Genomic DNA, 23,206 nt, shown 5'->3' with positions numbered 1-23,206 from the left:
GCAGTATACTACCACCACGCGTGGAAATGATGTACCGGACCAATGCCCTTCCCCACTTCCAGCGTGTCCGCCTGCGCCAACGCCGCCGAAAGCCATGCCTTCGCCTCGTTTACCGTCTCTCCCCAACTGCGATGCCGGGGCCGTAACGCCGCCAGCGCCGCCGACAACGTACAGCCCGTCCCATGCGTATTTTTGGTGTTCACACGCGGCGCGCTAAAACGTTGCTCGCCCTCACGGGTAAAGAGCCAGTCCGGGCTTTGCGCATCCTCTAAATGCCCGCCTTTCATCAATACCGCTTCACACCCCATCGCCAGTAACGCCCGCCCCTGCGCCAGCATCTCCTGTTCCGTATGCGCATGGGGCGCATCCAGCAATGCTGCGGCTTCCGGCAAATTAGGCGTAATCAGCGATACCTGCGGCAACAGCCGGACGCGTAATGTTTCTATCGCAGAGGGCGAGAGCAGCGGATCGCCGCTTTTCGCCAGCATCACCGTATCCAGCACCACATTACGTACATGATGGCGCTGTAGTCGCTCCGCCACGGCCTCGACAATATCGGTTTCCGCCAGCATCCCGATTTTTGTGGTATCAATTCGCACATCGCTGAGCACGGAATCAAGTTGAGCGGCGACAAAGTCCGGCTCTATCCGGTACACCGACTGTACGCCACAGGTATTTTGCGCCACCAGCGCGGTGATGACCGAACAGCCATACGCGCCCAGCGCGGAAAAGGTCTTGAGATCCGCCTGGATACCGGCCCCGCCGCTGGGATCGGTGCCAGCAATCGTCAGCGCGTTAATTCGTTGCATTGGCCGCCTCCACATCCAGATGATAGAGCGCATCAAGAAAAGCCGGGATGAAGCTGCCCGGTCCTTCGCTACGCTCTGCCGCGGCCTGTCCAGCCAGTTTCATCCAGCAGCAGGCCGAAGCGACATTGTCCAGCGCGGCGCCCGGTAACGCGCAACTGGCGGCGACGACCGCCGACAACGCGCAGCCGGTGCCTACAATGCGAGTCATTAACGGATCGCCGCCGGGAATGCTCAGCGTGCGCTGACCGTTAGTGACGTAATCTACCTCTCCGGTAACCACAACGATGCAGTCTATCTGACGCGCCAGCGCCTGCGCCGCAGGCAGTGCGGCCAACGCCGCCTCGGTGGTATCTACGCCGCGTCCGCCCAGCGCCATGCCGGATAACGCCAGGATTTCCGAGGCGTTGCCGCGTATTGCCGCCGGGCGCAGGGGCAAGAGATCCAGGCAAAATCGCCGACGAAATTCCAGCGCGCCCACCGCGACAGGATCAAGCGTCCACGGCGTTTTGGCATCATAAGCGCTTTCTACCGCCGCACGCATCGCGTCAGCGCGTGAGGCGGTTAAGGTTCCGACATTAACCAGCAAGGCGTTGGCGATGGCGGCAAACGATCTGGCCTCGACAGGATCAATCACCATGGCGGGTGAAGCGCCCAGCGCCAGCAGCGTATTGGCGGTAAATGTTTGTACGACGTCATTCGTCATACAGTGCGTAAGCGGGGAGTGCGCGCGAAAGTGTTTTAACGTATGCGCCGCAAGCGTGCGGCAGTGCAGGTCAGGCTGCATGGTTCAGCTCCTGCCCGCGTGAAGAAGGGACACGAGCAGTGTCAGACTTCCCTACGCTGGCATTATCCAGATCAGGTGGTACGGGTATTTCTCAGCCTTCACAAAGAAGGGCACCCCGAGTCGTCAAGCCCCACCGTGTTAAGCGGGGTTTCGCTATTAAGCATACTGTCTGCGCCAGACAATGTAAATTTACAGCCAACGGCGGACGATAATTTCAGCGTTATCAGATAGTTCTCAAAACCTATTCGGTTCTGGCAAACTTGCTGGCGGATATGTTGCTGCACGACGCTTTCGTTTACACTTTTTACGAAAAGGGGCGTGAGATAACAAAATAGCGCTTGTCAGATACGCCACCAGCAGAAATGATACACACGATGTTAACTGACCCGCATATGTGGAGGGTAAAAGTATGAAAAGTAAGTTGCTGCCTTGCGCGCTGTTGCTTGCAACCAGTTTTGCATGGGCCGCCCCCGCGACAACGGGCATTGATCAATATGAGTTAAAAAGTTTTATCGCCGACTTCACCCACTTCAAGCCCGGCGATACCGTTCCGCAAATGTACCGCACCGATGAGTATAATATTAAACAGTGGAAATTACGTAATCTGCCCGCGCCAGATGCCGGTACTCACTGGACCTATATGGGCGGCGCGTATGTACTGATTAACGATACCGATGGAAAAATCATCAAAGCCTATGATGGCGAGATTTTTTATCATCGATAATGATATACGCACTCTTTGTATAAAGAGTGCGTACAGCATAAAATTAATTATAAGATACCACGATTAATGCTTTCGATTGTAATGGCCCCGCTTTAACTTTTGCAGGATCAAGAACATAATATGTGGCAAAGACAGGAATAGCTTCCACCGAATTCACTGCACTGCCTTTGGCATAGGTTTTGAAAATACTGTTTATCGCTGCTCCTTTGTTTATTTTAAGCAGGCTCCGATTTGAATCTCTTAAGATAAACCCAACGCCATTATCGTTATCCGGTTTCAGGACTGCTTCATTCTCATCCCAGACTAAATCACTACGTAGATTCACCGCTATTTGCCGTGATGTCAGCATCGCATTCCGTACCTGATTTTTGCAATCCAGAATAATATCACCCTGCTTAGAAAATTCACTAACCTCTCCTTTAGTGCGGAGTTTAGTCATAGGCACCGGGTCCAGCGTGATGGTGAGATTCTGGGGGGCGCAGGTAGTTTCTTTACGGTTGTAATTTATCGTTAAATTGGCTTTATAAACGCCTTTCCCATTCAGATCAGTGATAACGTTCGCAACACACTCTCTATTCCCCCAACAGCCAATATATTTTAAAATAAATACCACCCAATCGCTACCGCTCCATTGATTCTTTGCACCCGACATCACCGTTATATTATCTATCGTAACCGAGTATCCCCCCCTGGCAGACACAGTCACCGCCTCCAGTGAGTTTATTTCTGAAATCGTTATCTTATAGGGGGCTTCAATTACACCGTTTTGGTTGCGCATATTTATCGCACTACTGCTTTGCCATTCAACTTTTAATTTTAACTTAACACTATCATTCGGCCCCATACCAATAATATGATCGGATGTCTCTAATTTAGTCACAACATCACTATTAGAACAATTGGCATCAGTGAAACCATTTGTAATAATGGCTGACTCCTCCCCCCCCAGCATTAAGCTATCGGATTGAATCGTATAATCCTTCGTGTTGGTTAAGGTCGCATTACACGCCGCGTAACCCAACTGCGTAAACTGCATCATTATTAATAAAAATAGTAGTCTTTTCATGGCGTCACCTAAAGATTACCGACAAATATAAACGTTATTTTCATCAATCTGTTTATCAAAAGTGATCTTACAGAAAAGACCCTGTTGTTTATCTGTTGCGACTTTTACCGAAACGGGAACCTTTTCAGTACGAATAAATACCCGGCTCCCCTGACCTACCAGTCCTACATTATTTCCCTCGTCATCTTCCACTTCATAACCAAACGTTAAAGGCTCGCCATCTGCGCGCCGCGCCAGGAAATAAAAAGGTTTACTGGTCTCTGTTTCAAAATCAACCACCACTACGGCTCCGCGATAAGGCACTGTAACTTTACGGTTTCCCAGCAGAGCGACATCACTTTCACTCTCGGAGACATCAAGAGAGATAAAATTTTGCCGGTATGGCGTCAATGCTTCAAATACGGCATAACCTTTTGCATTGGTACGTAAATAGGGACGCCCCTGCACCGCCGCGCCTTCCAGGTACGGCGCGTTAATAATCGCGATAGTATCATTAAGGCGAGAGGCTAAATGCACGCCATCGGCCCATGCAACCAGCCCTCCCTGAATATTTCCGCCCACCTGATGATATTGATTGGATTGGCTGTAACTGCCGCCGACCGTCGCCAGCGGGGCGTTCCAGGTTACTGATCCCCCGAATGTCGTTTGGTGTTCCTGTCGCTGCTGGCTGAGGTTAGTCGTATAATTAAACTGATCGCGATTACCGAACGTGCCGCTAAGGCTGGTGTTATTCGCCTCATAACCTTGATCGTCAAAGGTGGTGGAATTCGATAAATGGATATCACGATTTCCCCCATTCTCCTTTACTCCCCATGTTAAGGGAATCGATAAATAGATATTAAAGCGCTTATCTTCACGGTTATCGCTGTCATAAGTCTGGGTTGCCGATAGCGTAAAACTGAGCCGCTGCCAGGTATTACTGTAGCTTAACTGATAATCCTTGCCTGTACCGCTACGCCCCCAATAGTCGCGCCACAGGGCGCTGGCAGTAAAATATCCCCACCCATCGGGTAGCGTCTGATTAATATTGAGAGTGAAAGTATTTTTACGCCCAAAGTCATTCTCATAATAATCTGCAATATCATAAATATCGTCATCATCGCGACGATAGTTGTCCCGGTTATTAGCCCAGACATGATCGTTAAAAGTGCGATAATCACGTGATGAGTAGCGATATGCTGCCAGAGAAAAATGGGTGGCTGATTGCGGGAGATATTTATTCCAGGCAATCTGGTAGCTTTCCCCATCAAAAACATCGCCATTATCCTGCTTGCTATGAGACAACGTACCGTCGACAGATACCGCGCCAATCAGCGTGTTCCACCCGGTGCCAAGGGTAAATGAGCGATAATCGCTGGCTAACATCGTTCCGCCATACAACGTTAGCAGGTTATTGATCCCGTACTGATAGGTTCCCTGGAGAAAATCAGTTTGCTGAGAGGCTCCTTCAATTCTGCTTCGTCCGGCGGCGAAATCATATTTTGCTACGCCGGGCTGCACCATATTGGGAACGGAAGAATACGGAACAATAAACCGTGAAACAGTACCGTCAGCCTCTTTAACGCTCACGTCCAGATCGGCTCCCCCCCCTGCCAGCTGAAGATCTTCAAATACAAAGGGGCCAGGCGGAACTTCTTTTTGATAAACAATGAAGCCATTCTGTTCAACCGTCACCAGGGCGTTACTTTGCGCCACGCCACGCACAACCGGAGCGAAATTTTGCTTAGAGTGCGGCAGCATTTGCATATCACGCCAGAAGCGCACCCCGCGAAAGCGCACCGTATCAAACATATCCCCGCTAGTGTACTGTTCCCCCAGACGCATTGTCCCCAGTACCGCCGGGAAATCACGTTCCAGATACAGAGTATTGCTCTGCCATTTGCCAGCTGAATTGTCACTTTTGGAAAAATTAGCGTTAGAATGTAATTGCCATCCAAGCAGATTCAATCCGCTGACAAAATTTGCGTAAGTATTTTTCTCACTACCGCCGCTTTTATAATGGCTGTAATATTCGCTGGCATAATACGATGTATAAAAAGCGTTAATTCCACGGTCCCATGTCTCTGGAGACGCATAGCCCGCTTCATATTCCAACACATAAGCCTGAGGGACGCTCAGATAAAGGTTAAAAGCGGCAGTGTCATAAGAAACACTACCTCCATGAACCACCGTTTTCAGCGCAATACATTCATTTTCTACTGTTGTACTCTGCGGGGTAAATTTAATTCCCAGGCTGGCGATCAGATCCGGAGAAATACAGGTACTATCGGGGTCATCCTGAATATTAACCTCATAAGTTCCACGCCATTCTTTATTGACATAAACGTCCATCTCATAAACGCCAGCCATGGGTTTGGTGCTATCAATCTGATAACGGGACACCTTTTCACCTTTCAACCCACCGAACATAAAGTTAGTATCGAATGTTTCTTCTTCAGCCCAGGCGGGTGAAGTAAGCAACGCTGCAAAAAGTGACAGCGTGATGGCGTTTAACTTTTCCATTATCTATCCTTAGGTTAATTCCCCGCTTTTAATTTTCTATTTTGATAGTCTCGTTTAAATAATTCCCAGAATCATCAATTAGCGTCACGGTATAACTATTTACAACTGCCGTTGTGGTGATACTCTGCGATGACCATGGAGCCAGTAATAAGGTTTCTTTATTTACTTTACTTTTTGCTTTAACTTCTGGAATAGTGATCCAGTTTGCGGAATTATTTTTCACGCTAATACTCCCTGGCGCACGAAGCAACTGCAAGCGGGAAAATGTTGCTTTATCGACTTTCTGTACCCCCGGTGGGCGATAGATCAACTTTATCCGGTTTTGTAGCGCAAATTTAATAATGTTTTTATCTTTGTTCTCGTCTGAATTTGGTGGAATATCCAGTACATTGAGGTAGAAAAGACTTTCACGATCGCCAGGCAAGTTATTAGCGAGTTTTTTTATTTTTAATTGCTGACCTGAATTTGCCGCGACTCTAATTACAGGTGGGGTCATAATAAATGGAACCTGTAATTTTTCTGGCGGCAGGCTGGTATCACCGTTATCAATCCACGCCTGGATGAGTGAGCTTCGTTTACCGTCATTCATTAATTGTACGGTAATATCTTTTTTCTGCGCCGGATAAATAATACGTGTACCATATATATAAATGCCGCTCCACGCAGGCATAGCGGCACAAGCCAGGCATAATGCAATCATCCGTTTCATGGCCGATAACCTTATAAAAGAGATACAAGCGGCTAAAAGCTTAGCCGCCAAAAAAAGATTGTTAATCAGTTAATACCGTCATTGTCAGTACAGATTCAACAGAACCTGGTGTTACAGTATTTTCAACGGCGGCATAGCGGGCAGAAAAGTTCAGGGTATATACACCATTTTCAAACTTACTTGAATTCAGAGTGTAATTCCCCGACTCATCAGGTTTCACCTGAATACCATCAAGATAAACAGCGAAGCCCGCGCCATTATTAGTAGCATTATTTTTGGTGATTTGCATATTATCCACAAATTGAGAACGGTTAAAACTAATTCGTGGATTAGCTGTATTCGAACATTTTACTTTTAAAATCGCTTCTGGACTAGTGTATCCTGTATATATATCGCCAGGGTTTAAGTCAGTCAATCTATCAACACCTACCTGGGATAATTCAATAGTCGCGCTATTTGCGCCTTCGAACGTACAGGATGTTCCTACCACTTCTCCGTTGATTTTTAATTCACCCATATCTTCATCAGCAGCAAAAGCCCCAGCGCTCATAAATACAGCAGACAATACAGAAGCAGCAATAAGTGAACGTTTCATAATCTCTTCCTTAATGAAGTAATTTCTATTTGTTAAGAGTTATTAACCCTTGCAAAGAAAATTCTCACAGACAGGAAGTTATCGCAATGTAAACACGATGTTTTGTTGATTTAAAACAATTTACAGATTGCAATATAATTGCAACAAATAATCATTGCTTATCATTATTTTGTAAACTTATTAATTTCCGAAATTTACTGCCCTTACATATAAACACAACGAATAAAAAAGCCCATATCATTGATGTCAATGATATGGGCCTGCGGAATTAATAAGAATTAGTCGTAATGATTAACAACAATCTGTCGGGTGCTATCACCAGGCACCGTGTATAGCTGCGTTGTCACACCTCTCATCGGCGTAGCGGCGGGTGTTTGCAGCGTTGAAACGTGGATAGTGTTGCCGCAACGCTGCTGCAACTGTGCGTTTACCACTTCTGTACTGCACGTTGGCGCGGTCACTTTTCCACTGATGGTTAATGTTGCGGTGTCGGAGGCAAAAACAGGTACGCTTATCCCATAAGCCGAAACTATAATTCCCATCAGCAAATATTTTTTCATAGTGAGCAATTGTTCCTCTGGTGAACGTCAAACAGTATGCAGGCCGTCCTGATGAGCAGGATGAACGTATCGATACCTTAAAACCAATTGAAAAAATAAATCAGTAGGATAGGTATGATCAATTCAAATAATGTTTTTGCCGATTATTTCAGATAAACACCTGTCTGTTTAAGCAGGAATTAACAATGCGGGGGCTATTATTTTATTAATACATTCACTGCATCAATATATATTAATGCAGTGAATGCCATATTCTCTTTAGAATACGTCAGGAGGATTACACCGCGCGGAAGGCGATTTCACCCGGAATCACTTCACCCTGCCAGTAAAGCTGTGCCGCAACGCGATCGGCCAGTTCGCGATAGATCGCGGTAAATTCGCTCTCCGGACGGCTAACCACCGTCGGCGTACCGCGATCGAGATCTTCGCGCAGACTAATATGCAGCGGCATCTGACCCAGAAGCTGAGTATGGTATTTTTCCGCCAGCTTCTGCGCACCGCCCGTGCCGAAGATCGGTTCGTGATGGCCGCAGTTGCTACAAATATGCATACTCATATTTTCCACAATGCCGAGCACCGGCACTTCCACCTTCTCGAACATCACGATACCTTTTTTGGCGTCGATTAGCGCGATATCCTGCGGCGTAGTCACCACCACCGCGCCGGTTACAGGAATGTTCTGCGCCAGCGTTAGCTGAATATCCCCGGTTCCCGGCGGCATATCCAGTACCAGATAATCCAGATCCGGCCACAGCGTCTCCTGCAACATCTGCATCAGCGCCTTACTGGCCATTGGGCCGCGCCATACCATCGCGTTATCGTCAGTCACCAGATAACCGATCGAGTTGGTCGCCAGGCCGTGAGACATAATCGGCGCCATATGCGTACCGTCTGGCGATGTCGGGCGCTGATCTTCTGCGCCAAGCATGGTTGGGATCGACGGGCCGTAAATATCGGCATCGAGAACCCCGACCTTTGCGCCTTCAACCGCTAACGCCAGCGCCAGGTTTACCGCCGTGGACGATTTACCCACCCCGCCTTTACCGGAGCTCACGGCAATGATGTTTTTCACGCCATTAATGCCAGGCTGATTTTTGACGCGTTTCAGCGTCGCAATGTTGTACGACAGTTTCCAGTCGATCGCTTTTGCGCCTGTAATACGTAACAGATCGGCGCTGCATTGCTCTTTTAAGACCTCAAACGCGCTGTTCCAGACGAACGGCATGACCAGCTCAACGTGCAGCGTATCATCCATCCAGGCGACGTGGTGCAACGCCTTAAGCGTGGTGAGGTTATGCTTCAGGGTTGGGTGCTGAAAATTCGCCAGCGTCCCGGCGACCATCGCTCGCAGGGTATCTGGTGATTTGGCCTGGGATTGTTCGTTCATCCCGACTCCTTTTGTAGTTCTGAAAAGTACGATTGTAACTTTGTAGTTTACTCCAGCGGTAACAATTATTCATTTACGGATAAATGCCCTTATCGCTTGGCGCAGTAATTACCATTTTGGTACTATCAAAGCCCTTTTTTACAACAGAAGAAGTAATACCCACTATGACTCAAGTCGCGAAGAAAATTCTGGTAACGTGCGCGCTGCCGTACGCCAACGGCTCTATCCACCTCGGCCATATGCTGGAGCACATCCAGGCTGATGTCTGGGTCCGTTACCAGCGAATGCGCGGCCATGAGGTTAACTTCATCTGTGCCGATGACGCTCATGGCACGCCGATCATGCTGAAAGCGCAGCAGCTTGGTATTACGCCGGAGCAAATGATCGGTGAAATGAGCCAGGAGCACCAGACCGATTTCGCCGGTTTTAATATTAGCTACGACAACTACCACTCAACGCACAGCGACGAGAATCGCGAGCTGTCCGAGTTGATTTATACGCGCCTGAAAGAGAACGGTTTTATTAAGAACCGCACTATTTCTCAACTCTACGATCCGGAAAAAGGCATGTTCCTGCCGGACCGATTTGTGAAAGGCACCTGCCCGAAATGTAAATCCGCGGACCAGTACGGCGATAACTGTGAAGTCTGCGGCGCAACTTACAGCCCGACCGAACTTATCGAGCCGAAATCCGTGGTGTCCGGCGCGACGCCGGTAATGCGTGACTCCGAGCACTTTTTCTTTGACCTACCGTCATTCAGCGAAATGCTGCAGGCGTGGACCCGCAGCGGCGCGCTGCAGGAGCAGGTGGCGAACAAAATGCAGGAGTGGTTTGAATCCGGCCTCCAGCAGTGGGACATTTCCCGCGACGCGCCGTATTTTGGTTTCGAAATCCCGAACGCGCCGGGCAAATATTTCTACGTCTGGCTGGACGCGCCGATTGGCTATATGGGCTCCTTCAAAAATCTGTGCGATAAGCGCGGTGACACGACCAGTTTTGATGAGTACTGGAAAAAAGACTCCGATGCCGAGCTGTACCACTTTATCGGCAAAGACATCGTCTATTTCCACAGCCTGTTCTGGCCTGCCATGCTGGAAGGCAGCCACTTCCGTAAGCCGACCAACCTGTTCGTTCACGGTTACGTGACGGTGAACGGCGCGAAGATGTCTAAGTCTCGCGGCACCTTTATTAAGGCCAGCACCTGGCTGAAACACTTTGACGCCGACAGCCTGCGCTACTACTACACCGCGAAGCTTTCTTCACGCATTGATGACATCGACCTGAACCTGGAAGACTTTGTCCAGCGCGTCAATGCCGATATCGTCAATAAAGTAGTCAACCTGGCCTCGCGTAACGCCGGTTTTATCAATAAGCGTTTCGACGGCGTGCTGGCGGCTGAACTGGCCGATCCGCAATTGTACAAAACCTTTACTGACGCCGCTGCGGTGATTGGCGAAGCATGGGAAAGCCGTGAATTCGGTAAAGCTATCCGTGAGATTATGGCGCTGGCCGACGTCGCTAACCGTTATGTTGACGAGCAAGCGCCGTGGGTGGTGGCTAAACAGGAAGGCCGCGACGCTGACCTGCAGGCCATTTGCTCGATGGGCATCAACCTGTTCCGCGTGCTGATGACGTATCTGAAACCGGTACTGCCGACGCTTTCTGAACGCGTTGAAGCCTTCCTGAACAGCGAACTGAACTGGGATGCCATCGAACAGCCGCTGCTCGGTCACAAGGTCAACACCTTTAAGGCGCTCTACAATCGCATCGACATGAAGCAAGTTGAAGCGCTGGTTGAAGCGTCTAAAGAAGAGGTGAAAGCCGCAGCTGCGCCGGTTACCGGCCCGTTAGCCGACTTCCCGATTCAGGAAACCATCACCTTTGACGATTTCGCCAAAATTGACCTGCGCGTAGCATTGATTGAAAACGCCGAGTTTGTGGAAGGCTCTGACAAATTGCTGCGTCTGACGCTGGATCTGGGCGGCGAGAAGCGTAACGTCTTCTCCGGCATTCGTTCCGCCTACCCGGACCCGCAGGCGCTGATTGGCCGCCAGACGGTAATGGTCGCCAACCTCGCGCCGCGCAAAATGCGCTTTGGCGTTTCCGAGGGAATGGTGATGGCCGCAGGCCCTGGCGGGAAAGATATCTTCCTGTTAAGCCCTGATGAGGGCGCGAAGCCTGGCCAGCAGGTGAAATAAGCAACAAGCCGGAGCATGCTCCGGCTTTTTTAACCGCTTAATCCTGACTGGCATATCGCCCCCTCCGCGCGTTTTAACTTTTTCCTTAATAAGCAATAGCGCTAAGACTCCATATCCGGACTGCTAAATAACGGCTAAAAGTCATATTCTATCCCTCCCTGATACATTGCTATTACTGGGTTAAATTAATTCATTGAAATTATTTTAAAAACCCAATCATTATATAAAATGGAGTTTTAGATGAAAATTTCTGGCAAGTTATTGTCCGCGGCTTTGGCTTCCGTACTGGTGTTCTCTCTTGCTGGCTGTGGCGATAAAGAAGAATCAAAGACCTTTAACGCAAACCTGGCGGGGACAGAAATTTCAATTACTTACACCTATAAAGGTGACAAAATCATTAAGCAGACGTCTGAAAGTAAAATCAGCTATGCCACTGTAGGCGCTAAAACGAAAGAAGATGCCGCCAAAATTCTCGATCCGCTGAGCGCGAAATATAAAAATATCGCCGGAGTGGAAGAAAAATTAACCTATGAAGATACCTATGCCCAGGAAAACGTCTCTGTGGATATGGAAAAAGTGGACTTTAAAGCGTTACAGGGAATCTCTGGGACAATGGTGTCCGGCGATACCAGCAAAGGTATCAGCATGAAACAAACCCAGACGCTGCTGGAAGCTGCTGGTTTTAAAGAAGCGAAATAACTGGCAGGCATAATGTATTGCATCGACTGGTAAAGTCGCTCAGGGCGCTGCTTCGGCAGCGTCTTTTCTTTATGAATTCCGAAAAAAGACAGCCTCGCTGTAAGTCCCCTCGCCAAAGCCTATAATCCCTGAATTCCTGGCCACACCAATACTTAACGACAAGGAATTGTTATGCGGATTCTACGCCTTATGGCGCTGCCACTATTCGCGCTCTCTCTATCGGTTAGCATAACTGGCTGCGATCAGAAAAACGATACTTTCCAGGGAAACCAAAATAACATGACAGCGTTTATCAAAAAGATAGCCGCTAACAAAGAGTCAGAGGAAACACAACGCTATGTAGGTAATCTCAACGGTATTGAAATCAAGTTAACCTATTACTACAAAGGGGATATCGTTTTACGTCAATCATCTGAAAATAAAATACTTTATAAAACCCTGAAAGCCAATAATAAAGAAGAAGCACAAAAAATGCTGAGTCAAGTCAGCGAAGCTTATCAGGGTATGCCGGGTTTGACTGAACGAATCGACTATTATGATAGCTATGCTACAGAATATGTGAATATTGATTTTACCCAGGCAAAAATGAGCGACCTCTGTAAATTGCCAGGATCATCAATTGACAACTGTTCCGCGCACTATCTGTCAATGATTCGCTCGCAGAAACTGTTGGAAGAGAGCGGGTATCATAGAATCAATTAGTATAATAATGCGTTTTCCCGGTCAGACAGGACGCTGCCGGGAACAATACCGCAGAATTACTTCGCCGCGTGTTCACGGGCCGCCAGACCGCGCAGAAAATAACGCATAAACTGATCGCCGCATTCGCGGAAGTTCTTATGATCCGGCGCGCGCATCATCGCGGTGATCTCTGGCATCGAGACACGAAACAACTGATCGGTAAGTATCGCCAGGATATCATCTGTTTTTAGCGAAAAGGCAATACGCAGCTTTTTCAGCACAATATTGTTGTTGATACGACGTTCCGCCGTCAATGCAGGCGCCGCCTCATCTTTGCCGCGTTTTTCATAAATGAGGCCATTGAGAAATGAGGACAACACGATATCCGGGCAACGCTGAAACCCCTCTTCCTCTTCTTTGCGCAACCAGATTGCAATCTGCTCCGGCGTAGCATCAACGTTACCCAGCGCCAGGATACGCGCCAGATCGGTATTATTAGCTTTTAAAATGTAGCGCACGCTACGCAGAATATCGTTACTCAGCATGAGGCCTTCGGTCGTTTCTATGGCAAAACGATATTCTAACAGTCTTTTACAGGCCAATCGCCTCTTTTAAACTTTTCAGATAGCGACGGCTTACCGGCACCGTCAGGCCGTTGCGTAAAATCAGCTCTGCCTGCCCATTATCCTCCAGCCGAATTTCCTGCAAATGGGCCATATTCACCAGAAACTGACGATGACAACGCAGTAGCGGCGTCCGGCTTTCCAGCGTACGCAGCGTCAGCTCGGTAAACCCCTCTTTACCTTCACTGCTGGTCACATAAACGCCGCTCATACGGCTACTGACAAAGGCGACATCATCCATTTGCAACAAATAGATCCGGCTGTGTCCGGTACAGGGAATGAATTTAAGCGCCTGCTGGTTTTCCGGCAACAACGAAACATCCTGTTTACTGCGCTCCTGACGCAGACGATGTAACGTTTTCTCCAGCCGTTTCTCCTCTATCGGCTTGAGCAGATAATCAAAAGCGTGTTCTTCAAAGGCTTTGATGGCGTATTCGTCAAACGCGGTTAAAAAAACGATATACGGGCGGTGTTCCGGGTCAAGCATTCCTACCATCTCCAGTCCACTGATACGCGGCATCTGAATATCCAGAAACAGCACATCAGGTCGCAGCTTATGTACCGCGCCAATCGCTTCTACCGCGTTCGCGCATTCCCCCACAATCTCAATGTCATCCTGCCCCTGGAGCAAAATCCGCAGATTTTCCCGCGCTAACGGCTCATCATCCACAATCAGCACTTTAATCATGCGTCCTCCTCCAGTGGAAGTCGTAATGTAATTCGGGTAAAACAGTCCGGCTCGCAGGCCACGCTAATACCATAATCATCGCCAAAGTGTTCGCGCAGACGTTTATCCACCAGACTCATCCCCAGCCCGCTACTGCCGGCGGAAGGCTGATACAGTCCCGCATTATCTTCAATATCTAACATCAAATGCTGCCCTTCTCGCCGGGCGCGAATAGCGACGTTGCCGGTATCAAGCAGTTGCGACGTGCCATGTTTAATGGCGTTCTCAACAATCGGCTGTAATGTAAACGCAGGCAATTTCTGACGTGAAAGCGTCGATGGAACATCAAGCTGTACCTGCAGACGCGACTGAAAACGCGCTTTTTCAATTTGCAGATAAGCGTTCACGTGTTCAATTTCATCCGCCAGCGTGACGATTTCCGACGGGCGTTTTAAATTTTTGCGAAAAAAGGTCGACAAGTACTGCACCAGTTGGCTGGCCTGTTCGCTGTCGCGGCGAATCACCGCTTTAATGGTATTGAGTGCATTAAACAGAAAATGCGGATTCACCTGCGCGTGCAACAGCTTGATCTCTGACTGCGTCAGCAACGCCTTCTGCCGTTCATACTGCCCGGCCAGGATCTGCGCGGATAAAAGCTGCGCAATACCCTCTCCCAGGGTGCGGTTAATTGAGCTGAACAGCCGGTTTTTCGCTTCGTACAATTTAATGGTGCCCATGACTCGCTGATTTTCGCCACGCAGCGGGATCACCAGCGTCGAGCCGAGTTTACACTGCGGGTGTAGCGAACAGCGATACGGCACTTCGTTGCCATCGGCATAAACCACCTCTCCGGTTTCAATTGCTTTCAGCGTATAACCTGATGAAATGGGTTTGCCCGGTAGATGGTGATCGTCGCCAATACCAGTAAAAGCCAGCAGTTTTTCGCGATCGGTGATGGCGACGGCGCCGATATCCAGCTCCTGATATAACACCTGCGCCACCTTCATACTGTTCACTTCGTTAAATCCCTGACGCAGAATCCCCTCCGTTGACGCGGCGACCTTCAGCGCGGTAGCAGAAAATGCCGAAGTATATTTTTCGAACATGGCGCGCTTATCGAGCAAAATACGCATGAACAGCGCGGCGCCAACGGTATTCGTCACCATCATCGGCGCGGCAATATTACTGACCAGATGCAGGGCATCGTCAAACGGCCTGGCTATCAGTAAAATGATCAGCATCTGCACCAGTTCGGCAACACACGTAATTGCTCCCGCCGTCAGCGGGCTAAACACTTTGTCCGGGCGTCCGCGACGTATGAGAACGCTGTGTACCAACCCGCCCAGTAGCCCTTCGACGATGGTGGAAATCATACAGCTCAGCGCCGTCATGCCGCCCATAGAATACCGATGTAACCCACCGGTCAGACCGACCAGCCCGCCGACGACCGGCCCGCCGAGTAGGCCACCCATCACCGCGCCAATCGCGCGGGTATTGGCAATCGAATCTTCGATATGCAGCCCAAAATAAGTGCCCATAATGCAGAAGATAGAAAACGTGACGTAACACAGAAGCTTGTGCGGCAGACGAACCGTGACCTGCATAAGCGGGATGAACAGGCGCGTTTTACTCATTAGCCACGCAATGACCAGAAACACGCACATCTGCTGAAGCAGCAGCAACACCAGATTAAACTCGTACATACCCGCAAACCACACTTCAATTAAAAGCGCGTAACATACATTGAGTACGATTAACTTTCTTTGAACTGTTGCATAAAAATATGAATTCGTGAATACGATCACTTAAACGCCGCGCCGCAACCCGCTACTTCGCGTTTTAATGCATAAAAAACAGGCAAAACTTCCTGGTTAGTAAAAGAGCGTCTAAAGTTAAACCGGGACCTCGCGAGCAAGGGTGAAACGATGGCGCTTTACACAATTGGTGAAGTGGCTTTGCTTTGTGATATCAATCCTGTCACGTTGCGCGCGTGGCAGAGACGTTATGGACTTTTAAAACCACAGCGAACGGATGGCGGTCATCGTCTGTTTAACGATGCCGATATCGACAGAATCCGCGAAATCAAGCGCTGGATAGATAACGGCGTCCAGGTCAGCAAAGTCAAAGTGCTGCTCAGTAGCGACAGTAGCGAACAACCTAACGGCTGGCGCGAACAGCAGGAGATTCTGCTGCACTACCTGCAAAGCAGTAATCTGCACAGTTTACGGTTATGGGTCAAAGAACGCGGTCAGGATTATCCAGCCCAGACATTGACCACTAACCTGTTCGTCCCCCTGCGGCGACGATTACAGTGCCAACAACCCGCCCTTCAGGCGCTGCTCGGCATTCTTGACGGTATCCTGATCAACTATATTGCGCTCTGCCTGGCGTCTGCGCGTAAGAAACAGGGAAAAGATGCGTTGGTGATCGGCTGGAATATCCATGATACCACCCGCCTGTGGCTGGAAGGTTGGGTCGCCAGCCAACAGGGATGGCGAATCGACGTGCTGGCGCACTCGCTTAGCCAGTTCCGCCCGGAACTGTTTGACGGCAAGACGTTACTGGTATGGTGCGGAGAAAACCAGACGCTGGCGCAGCAGCAGCAACTTTTGGCCTGGCGCGCCCAGGGATGCGACATTCATCCCCTTGGCGTTTAAACAGCAGCTAACAAATTCGCTTTAATGTATACTCCTTTTATTAACATAAGGAGTACATAATGCGCGTAGCGAAAATCGGGGTGATCGCCCTTTTCCTGCTGATGGCTATTGGCGGTATCGGCGGCGTGATGCTGGCAGGTTACAGTTTTATTTTGCGTGCCGGGTAAGCGCGCGCGTCAGCCTTTCAAACAGGCGATCGATAATGATCGCCGCCAGCGCCACCAGCAGCGCCCCCTGGATAACATAGGCCGTATTAAAGCCGCTAAGCCCGATAATGATCGGCGTGCCTAACGTACTGGCCCCCACCGTTGAAGCGATGGTCGCCGTACCAATATTGATAATCACCGAGGTTCGGATGCCCGCCAGAATCACCGGCGCGGCCAGCGGCAGCTCAACCTGATACAACTGTTGGCGACGGCTCATTCCCATACCGCTGGCAACGCTCATCACGCTGGCAGGCACCGCTCCCAGCCCGGCCAGGGTCGCCTGCAGGATGGGCAACACCCCATACAGGATCAAGGCGATAATGGCCGGTTGCTGACCAAAACCCATGACGGGTACCGCGATCGCCAGTACCGCGACCGGCGGAAAGGTCTGCCCGACGGCAGCGATAGTCTCCACCAGGGGACGAAACTCCTTCCCACTTTCTCGCGTGACCGCAATCCCTGCGCCGACGCCCACCACGACGGCAAACAAACTTGAGATGCCCACCAACCAGAAATGGGCGAGCGCGAGGGCGGCAAAACTCTCCTGTTGGTAGACCGGGCGCGGTAAATCGGGAAACAGCGCGGCGAAGAACGGCTGGCTATAAGGCAATCCAAACAGCAGAAGCAAGAACAGAACAATAAGCCAGAGAAGCGGATCACACAGTCGTTTCACGGGGGGACGTCTCCGAAAGCAGATCGCGGAAATGGAGCGTACCGCAGGGCTCGCCCTGCTGATTCGCCACCGGCAGGACGTCGCACCGGCGGGCGACAAACATCGATAGCGCATCGCGTAACGTCATCTCTTCCACCAGCGCGTCGCCGCTGAGCTGTTCATGCCGGCGTACATAATCGCCTACGCTACGTAACGAAAGCAGCCTTACGCCCAGCTCGCTGCGGCCAAAAAACGCCTGCACGAAATCATTTTCCGGCGAGGTCAGCATAGAAAGCGGCGATCCCTGTTGGATAACGTGGCCCCCGTCCATCAGCACCAGATGGTCGGCGAGGCGTAGCGCCTCGTCGATGTCGTGCGTCACCAGTACGATGGTGCGTCCCAGTAGCTGATGAATGCGGGTCATCTCCTGCTGCAATGCGCCGCGCGTTACCGGATCAAGCGCGCCGAAAGGCTCGTCCATCAGCAATACCTGCGGATCGGCAGCCAGCGCCCGCGCAACGCCGACCCGCTGCTGTTGCCCGCCGGAAAGCTGATGCGGATAGCGATCGCGCAGCGCGCTTTCCAGACCCAATAATGCCATCAGTTCATCAATACGATCGTTAATCCGCGCACGCGACCACTTTTGTAGTTGCGGTACGGTGGCGATATTTTGCGCCACCGTCCAGTGGGGAAAAAGACCGATAGACTGAATGGCATAGCCCATGCGACGGCGCAGTTCAAGCACCGGCAGGCTGCGGATCTCTTCCCCGGCAAAACGGATCGTTCCGCTATCATGCTCTACCAGCCGGTTAATCATCTTCAGAGTGGTCGATTTTCCCGAACCGGAGGTGCCAATTAACACCGAAAAGCTGCCTTCGCTAAAGTGCAAATTGAGGTCGCTAACAGCCTGTTGATCGCCGAAGGTTTTACTGACATGGTTAAATTCAATCATCGGTTGCTCCCTTCAAAAACGCGATCCATAAATCAAACAGCGCGTCGATCACTACCGCCAGCGCAATCACCGGAATGACGCCCAACAGGACTAAATCAATGGCGCTGCTCAATAGCCCCTGAAACACCAGCGCGCCGAAACCTCCCGCGCCAATCAGCGCGGCGACGACGGCCATTCCCACTGTCTGGACCATTACTACCCGCAGGCTACGTAAAAAGACCGGCAGCGCCAGCGGCAGTTGCACATGCCTGAAGCGCTGGCCGCTACTCATTCCCATTGCTCTTGCGCTCTCCAGCACATCGCGCGGCACCTGATTGAGCCCGGCGACCACGCCGCGCACCAGCGGCAATAACGCATAGAGCACCAGCGCTATCAGCGCAGGCGTCATGCCGGTTCCCGCGACGCCGAATGCGGCAAGCCACGGAAAATGTTTCACCAGCCCGGCCAACGGCGCAATCAGCAGGCCAAACAGCGCGACCGAAGGAATAGTCTGGATCACATTCAGCACGGTAAACACCGGCCCCTGGCGTGAGGCGGAAAAATAACACCAGACGCCCAACGGTAGTCCGATCGCCAGCGCCGGCAGCACCGTGCCCGCCAGTAACATCAAATGTTGCACCAGCGCGGCATCGAAAACATCCTGGCGATTGGTATACTCTTTCAGAAGCGAGAGGTTGTCGAACGTGCCTGAAAACAGCAGCGCCAGCGGGACAATGACAATTTGCGCGTGCAGCAACCAGCGCCACAGCGGCCCAGTGGTAATACGGCGGATCGCATCGCTACAGGCCAGCAGCATCAGACCGAGGCCCAGCCACAATCCACTTCCCAGACTGGTACGCGCCAGCGGACTGCCCTCCTGCGCCAACTGGGTCGCCGCCCTGCCGACTCCCCACAGCATGACAATAAAAAGCGTCTGCGCCATCATCAGCGTCAGTACGCTACCGCGTTTACCGGGTATAAAGCACAGCGTAAACAGCGCGCATCCCGCGCCAGTCAGCATCCAGATGGTCGCCGGCCAGATCTCCCATAACTGGCGCCCCTCGCCGCTCACCAGACGATTCGGGGCGTAATTAATGAAAGGCAGCGCGACAGCAAGCAGGGTCAGAACAACCAACAGCAACAGCACACGATTAACCGTAATTTTTTTGGCAGCGTCACTCACAGATTACTTCACCCACCCTTTTTGTCGGAGGTAATCTGCGGCGACTTTTTTCGCATCCAGCCCTTCTACGGCGATTCTGGCATTCAACTGTTGCAGCGTTTTCTCATCAAGGCTGGCGAAAACGGGTTGCAGCCAGTCGGCTATCTGAGGATAGGCCTGTAACACCGATTCACGCACTACCGGCGCGGGCGCATAAATAGGCTGGACGCCTTTCGGGTCGCTCAGGGTTTGCAGACCCAGCGCGGCGACCGGGCCGTCGGTGCCATACGCCATCGCGGCGTTAACGCCGGATGTTTGTTGCGCGGCGGCTTTGATCGTGACCGCCGTATCGCCGCCCGCCAGCGACAAGAGCTGGTTCTGATTCAAGGTAAAATCATAGGCTTTTTCAAATGCCGGCAGCGCATCCGCCCGTTCGATAAATTCCGCAGACGCCGCCAGTTTAAAAGTGCCGCCCTCTTTCAGATAACGGCTGAGATCGGCAAGCGAGGAGAGTTTATTTTTTTCCGCGATGTCCTGGCGTACCGCGATGGTCCAGGTGTTATTTGCCGGCGCAGGCGTCAACCAGACCAGCTTATTCTGCTCCGCATCCAGTTTTTTGACTTTCTCAAAGCCTTGCTTTGCATTCTTCCATGCCGGATCGTTTTCATCTTTAAAAAAGAACGCCCCGTTACCGGTGTATTCCGGATAGATATCCAGCTCTCCGGCGGTAATCGCGCCACGAACGACTGGCGTGGTCCCGAGCTGAATTTTATTGACCGTTTTAACGCCGTGGCTTTCCAGTACCTGCAAAATCATGTTGCCGAGCAGCGCGCCTTCGGTATCAATCTTTGACCCGACCGTCACGGGCGATGCCGCCTGTAAAGGTAAACTCACCGTCGCCAGCAACGCCAGCGAACTTACCCATAGCTTTGAGATCGTCATGATGCTTTCCTCATCCTTTTACGGCCTTTTTCAGAGACTTGAGAAAAAAGCATAGTTGAAAAGTCTGCGTTTAACCTGGGATTTTCCGCCAGTGTAAGTGACGTGACTGGTAATAAAAGGGGGGACAGGAAAAGTCATTGCCAGACAGGGCGCAGCTATCGCGCCCTGTTGACGGCAGGCTTACAGTAGTTCGAACGATCCTTGTTTAACGCGAGCGGAATCCACGCCGATAAAGACGTTGAACTTGCCGGGTTCCGCGTCATATTTCATCTGCTGATTCCAGAACTTCAACGCCTCGATATCAATCGGGAAACTCACGGTTTTACGTTCGCCGGGTTTGAGGGTGATTTTTTCAAAGCCTTTTAATTGCTTCACCGGGCGGCTCATTGACGCCGTGACATCCTGTAAGTACATCTGGATGACCGTTGCCCCTTCGCGTTTACCGGTGTTCGTGACCTCTACGCTGGCCGTGACTTTGCCGTCGCGTTGCATTGTCGGTGAGGAGAGCGTGACGTCAGACACCGTAAATGTGGTGTAGCTCAGACCGTAACCAAACGGATAGAGCGGGCCATTCGCTTCGTCAAAATAGCGTGAGGTATATTTGTTTGGCTTTTCAGGATTATACGGGCGTCCCGTATTGAGATGGCTGTAATAGACCGGAATTTGTCCCACCGAACGCGGGAAAGATATCGGCAGTTTCCCTGACGGGTTGTAATCGCCAAACAGCACATCGGCAATGGCGTTACCGCCTTCCGTCCCGGCAAACCAGGTCTCCAGAATCGCATCGGCCTGTTGATCTTCTTTTACCAGCGCCAGCGGTCTGCCGTTCATTAATACCAGTACCAGCGGCTTACCGGTGGCTTTCAGAGCGGTGATTAAGTCGCGCTGACTCTGCGGAATGGTGATATTGGTACGGCTGGAGGCTTCATGCGCCATCCCCTGCGACTCGCCTACCACTGCGACCACCACATCGGCCTGTTTCGCCGCCTGTACGGCCTCATCAATCATCGCCTGCGGTGAGCGCGGATCGATTTTCACCGCCTCTTCATACAGGTTTAAGAAATCGACGATGTCTTTATCGTTAGTGATATTCGCCCCTTTGGCATAGAGGATCTTCGCCCCGTCGCCGACGGCATTTTGAATACCCGCCAGCACCGTCACCGACTGATTCGCAACCCCAGCAGCAGACCAGCTCCCCATGACATCACGTTGACTGTCGGCCAGCGGCCCAACAACGGCAATGGTGCCCGATTTTTTCAGCGGCAGCGTTTCCAGCCGGTTTTTCAGCAGTACCACACTTTCCCGCGCCACTTCCCGCGCCTCTTTACGATGCAGGCGGCTTTCGGCATTGGTGTCCACCGGGTCGCTCTCTTTCGGCCCCAGATGGCTATAGGGGTCGTTAAACAATCCCATGTCATATTTTACGTTGAGCACATGGCGCGTCGCGTCGTCCAGTTCCGCCATCGTCACTTTGCCCGATTTAATCAGACCCGGCAGATATTTGCTGTAATACTCATCCGCCATGCTCATATCCACCCCTGCCTTTAGCGCCACGCGCACCGCATCTTCCGGGTCGGCCGCGGTACCGTGTTTAATCAGTTCTTTAATAGCGCCGTGGTCGGAAACGGTAATTCCCTTAAAGCCCCACTCATCGCGCAGGACATCTTTCAATAGCCAGGAATCTGACGTCGCAGGCGTACCGTTCAGCGAGTTCAGCGCCACCATCACCGCACCGCTCCCCGCATCCAGCCCCGCTTTGTACGGCGGCATGTAGTCATTAAACAGACGCTGGGAACTCATATCCACGGTGTTGTATTCTTTACCGCCTTCAACGGCGCCATAGGCGGCAAAATGTTTCACGCTGGTCATCACCGAATAGCGATCCGCCGGACTTTTGCCCTGCATCGCTTTCACCATGGTTTCGCCCATGATGGAGGTTAAATATGTATCTTCGCCAAAGCCTTCGGAGGCGCGTCCCCAACGCGGATCGCGGGAGACATCCACCATCGGTGCCCAGGTCATATTCAGACCGTCGTCCGCCGCTTCATACGCCGATACGCGTCCTACGGTTCTTACCGCATCCAGATTAAAAGAAGAAGCCAGACCGAGGCTTATTGGGAAGACGGTTCGCTGGCCGTGTACCACGTCATAGGCAAAAAAGAGAGGAATTTTCAGGCGGCTCAATGCCATCACCTGATCCTGCATTTGACGGATATCCTGGCGGGTGACGGTATTGAAAATCGCCCCTACCTGCCCGTCTTTGATCATCTCGCGGATCGCTTCTTTCGGGTTATCAGGGCCGACGCTAATCAGACGTAACTGACCAATTTTTTCATCGACAGTCATTTTCTTGAGTAAATCCGTGACGAACGCGTCGCGCGCTTCGGGCGTCAGCGGGTGATTGCCAAACAGGTTTTCCGCCAATGCTGGCTGCATCGCCAGACTCACAGCAACACCTACTGAACATAACCATTTCATGTTGAGTCTCTCTTTATCTTTATCCCGACGAGGCGGTAAAAACAGAATAAAAACCGCAGTTTGCCATAAGCCTAAACGCGAGAGGAGAAGAAAGCGAAGGTTATTCTCCTAATTTTCCGCACAGTCGAATACGCAACCGCCAGCAAATGGTATCAAGGCGGCAAATGAATACTA

General features: G+C 51.1%; 22 protein-coding genes and 1 riboswitch. Of the genes, 6 read left to right on the top strand and 16 right to left on the bottom strand.

The window, feature by feature from the left end:
* Positions 1–8: 8 nt before the first annotated feature.
* Both thiD and thiM read right to left on the bottom strand, forming a co-directional pair.
* Positions 9–809: a bifunctional hydroxymethylpyrimidine kinase/phosphomethylpyrimidine kinase gene (gene thiD / locus LCS67_RS08005; protein ID WP_001188959.1), complete on the bottom strand. Its 801-nt coding sequence runs from the start codon at positions 807–809 to the stop codon at positions 9–11.
* Complete coding sequence (gene thiM / locus LCS67_RS08000) at positions 796–1,593, bottom strand: hydroxyethylthiazole kinase (protein ID WP_031567799.1); 798 nt, start codon at positions 1,591–1,593, stop codon at positions 796–798. The genes thiD and thiM overlap by 14 nt, the downstream gene beginning before the upstream one ends.
* 31 nt (positions 1,594–1,624) lie before the next feature.
* Positions 1,625–1,721: riboswitch (TPP riboswitch) on the bottom strand.
* A 281-nt stretch (positions 1,722–2,002) separates the two neighbouring features.
* Between thiM and rcnB the strand changes: the two genes are divergently transcribed.
* Complete coding sequence (gene rcnB, locus LCS67_RS07995) at positions 2,003–2,317, top strand: Ni(II)/Co(II) efflux transporter accessory subunit RcnB (RefSeq protein ID WP_000837534.1); 315 nt, start codon at positions 2,003–2,005, stop codon at positions 2,315–2,317.
* Positions 2,318–2,360: 43 nt separating this feature from the next.
* Here rcnB and LCS67_RS07990 read toward each other — a convergent pair whose 3' ends face one another.
* The 6 genes from LCS67_RS07990 to apbC all read right to left on the bottom strand — a co-directional run bounded on the left by LCS67_RS07990 (position 2,361) and on the right by apbC (position 9,136).
* Positions 2,361–3,383 carry a fimbrial protein gene (locus tag LCS67_RS07990; protein ID WP_000825909.1) on the bottom strand — a complete coding sequence of 341 codons (1,023 nt, stop codon included), beginning with the start codon at positions 3,381–3,383 and terminating at the stop codon, positions 2,361–2,363.
* 15 nt (positions 3,384–3,398) lie between these two features.
* Positions 3,399–5,885: a fimbrial biogenesis outer membrane usher protein gene (locus tag LCS67_RS07985; protein ID WP_000413360.1), complete on the bottom strand. Its 2,487-nt coding sequence runs from the start codon at positions 5,883–5,885 to the stop codon at positions 3,399–3,401.
* Positions 5,886–5,913: 28 nt separating this feature from the next.
* Positions 5,914–6,594 carry a fimbrial assembly chaperone gene (locus LCS67_RS07980; protein ID WP_000827109.1) on the bottom strand — a complete coding sequence of 227 codons (681 nt, stop codon included), beginning with the start codon at positions 6,592–6,594 and terminating at the stop codon, positions 5,914–5,916.
* 61 nt (positions 6,595–6,655) lie between these two features.
* Positions 6,656–7,189, bottom strand: a complete 534-nt coding sequence (yehD, locus tag LCS67_RS07975; protein ID WP_000830680.1) for a fimbrial protein YehD — start codon at positions 7,187–7,189, stop codon at positions 6,656–6,658.
* Between the two features lie 278 nt (positions 7,190–7,467).
* Positions 7,468–7,749: a YehE family protein gene (locus LCS67_RS07970; protein WP_000760404.1), complete on the bottom strand. Its 282-nt coding sequence runs from the start codon at positions 7,747–7,749 to the stop codon at positions 7,468–7,470.
* 277 nt (positions 7,750–8,026) lie between these two features.
* Positions 8,027–9,136 carry an iron-sulfur cluster carrier protein ApbC gene (apbC, locus tag LCS67_RS07965; RefSeq protein WP_001005425.1) on the bottom strand — a complete coding sequence of 370 codons (1,110 nt, stop codon included), beginning with the start codon at positions 9,134–9,136 and terminating at the stop codon, positions 8,027–8,029.
* Between the two features lie 164 nt (positions 9,137–9,300).
* Here apbC and metG point away from each other — a divergent pair, with 164 nt between their 5' ends.
* The 3 genes from metG (at position 9,301) to LCS67_RS07950 (ending at position 12,735) form a co-directional block, all read left to right on the top strand.
* Positions 9,301–11,334 carry a methionine--tRNA ligase gene (gene metG / locus LCS67_RS07960; RefSeq protein WP_000195336.1) on the top strand — a complete coding sequence of 678 codons (2,034 nt, stop codon included), beginning with the start codon at positions 9,301–9,303 and terminating at the stop codon, positions 11,332–11,334.
* Positions 11,335–11,574: 240 nt separating this feature from the next.
* Positions 11,575–12,033, top strand: coding sequence for a YehR family lipoprotein (locus LCS67_RS07955; RefSeq protein WP_000703136.1), 459 nt, complete (start codon positions 11,575–11,577; stop codon positions 12,031–12,033).
* Positions 12,034–12,204: 171 nt separating this feature from the next.
* Positions 12,205–12,735 carry a YehR family lipoprotein gene (locus LCS67_RS07950; RefSeq protein ID WP_001221794.1) on the top strand — a complete coding sequence of 177 codons (531 nt, stop codon included), beginning with the start codon at positions 12,205–12,207 and terminating at the stop codon, positions 12,733–12,735.
* A 56-nt stretch (positions 12,736–12,791) separates the two neighbouring features.
* Here the strand turns inward: LCS67_RS07950 and LCS67_RS07945 are convergent, their stop codons facing one another.
* The 3 genes from LCS67_RS07945 to LCS67_RS07935 are packed head-to-tail and all read right to left on the bottom strand — an operon-like array spanning position 12,792 to position 15,707.
* On the bottom strand, positions 12,792–13,259 hold the full coding sequence (locus LCS67_RS07945) for a DUF1456 family protein (protein ID WP_000950412.1): 468 nt from the start codon (positions 13,257–13,259) through the stop codon (positions 12,792–12,794).
* Between the two features lie 46 nt (positions 13,260–13,305).
* On the bottom strand, positions 13,306–14,025 hold the full coding sequence (gene btsR / locus LCS67_RS07940) for a two-component system response regulator BtsR (protein WP_000598637.1): 720 nt from the start codon (positions 14,023–14,025) through the stop codon (positions 13,306–13,308).
* Positions 14,022–15,707, bottom strand: a complete 1,686-nt coding sequence (locus LCS67_RS07935) for a sensor histidine kinase (protein ID WP_000272850.1) — start codon at positions 15,705–15,707, stop codon at positions 14,022–14,024. The genes btsR and LCS67_RS07935 overlap by 4 nt, the downstream gene beginning before the upstream one ends.
* A gap of 222 nt (positions 15,708–15,929) precedes the next feature.
* On the opposite strand from LCS67_RS07935, the gene mlrA reads away from it, so the two are divergent.
* Positions 15,930–16,661 (top strand): HTH-type transcriptional regulator MlrA, encoded by a 732-nt coding sequence (gene mlrA, locus LCS67_RS07930; protein ID WP_001240416.1) that lies wholly within the window; start codon positions 15,930–15,932, stop codon positions 16,659–16,661.
* A 59-nt stretch (positions 16,662–16,720) separates the two neighbouring features.
* On the top strand, positions 16,721–16,828 hold the full coding sequence (locus LCS67_RS07925; protein WP_001261696.1) for a protein YohO: 108 nt from the start codon (positions 16,721–16,723) through the stop codon (positions 16,826–16,828).
* Here LCS67_RS07925 and LCS67_RS07920 read toward each other — a convergent pair.
* From LCS67_RS07920 to bglX, 5 genes are all read right to left on the bottom strand, one after another.
* On the bottom strand, positions 16,809–17,540 hold the full coding sequence (locus LCS67_RS07920; protein WP_000824854.1) for an ABC transporter permease: 732 nt from the start codon (positions 17,538–17,540) through the stop codon (positions 16,809–16,811). The genes LCS67_RS07925 and LCS67_RS07920 overlap by 20 nt on opposite strands.
* Positions 17,524–18,471, bottom strand: a complete 948-nt coding sequence (locus LCS67_RS07915) for an ABC transporter ATP-binding protein (RefSeq protein WP_000569166.1) — start codon at positions 18,469–18,471, stop codon at positions 17,524–17,526. The genes LCS67_RS07920 and LCS67_RS07915 overlap by 17 nt, the downstream gene beginning before the upstream one ends.
* Positions 18,464–19,633: an ABC transporter permease gene (locus tag LCS67_RS07910; protein WP_031567776.1), complete on the bottom strand. Its 1,170-nt coding sequence runs from the start codon at positions 19,631–19,633 to the stop codon at positions 18,464–18,466. The genes LCS67_RS07915 and LCS67_RS07910 overlap by 8 nt, the downstream gene beginning before the upstream one ends.
* 3 nt (positions 19,634–19,636) lie before the next feature.
* A complete protein-coding gene (locus tag LCS67_RS07905; protein WP_000155876.1) occupies positions 19,637–20,554 on the bottom strand; it encodes an ABC transporter substrate-binding protein in 918 nt (305 codons plus the stop codon).
* 180 nt (positions 20,555–20,734) lie between these two features.
* Entirely contained in the window at positions 20,735–23,032 is a 2,298-nt protein-coding gene (gene bglX / locus LCS67_RS07900) for a beta-glucosidase BglX (RefSeq protein WP_000871554.1), read from the bottom strand.
* Positions 23,033–23,206: the final 174 nt, after the last annotated feature.

The organism is Salmonella sp. A7 (assembly GCF_020181675.1).
Lineage (GTDB): Bacteria > Pseudomonadota > Gammaproteobacteria > Enterobacterales > Enterobacteriaceae > Salmonella > Salmonella enterica.
This window is presented reverse-complemented; position numbering and strand designations above follow the sequence as displayed.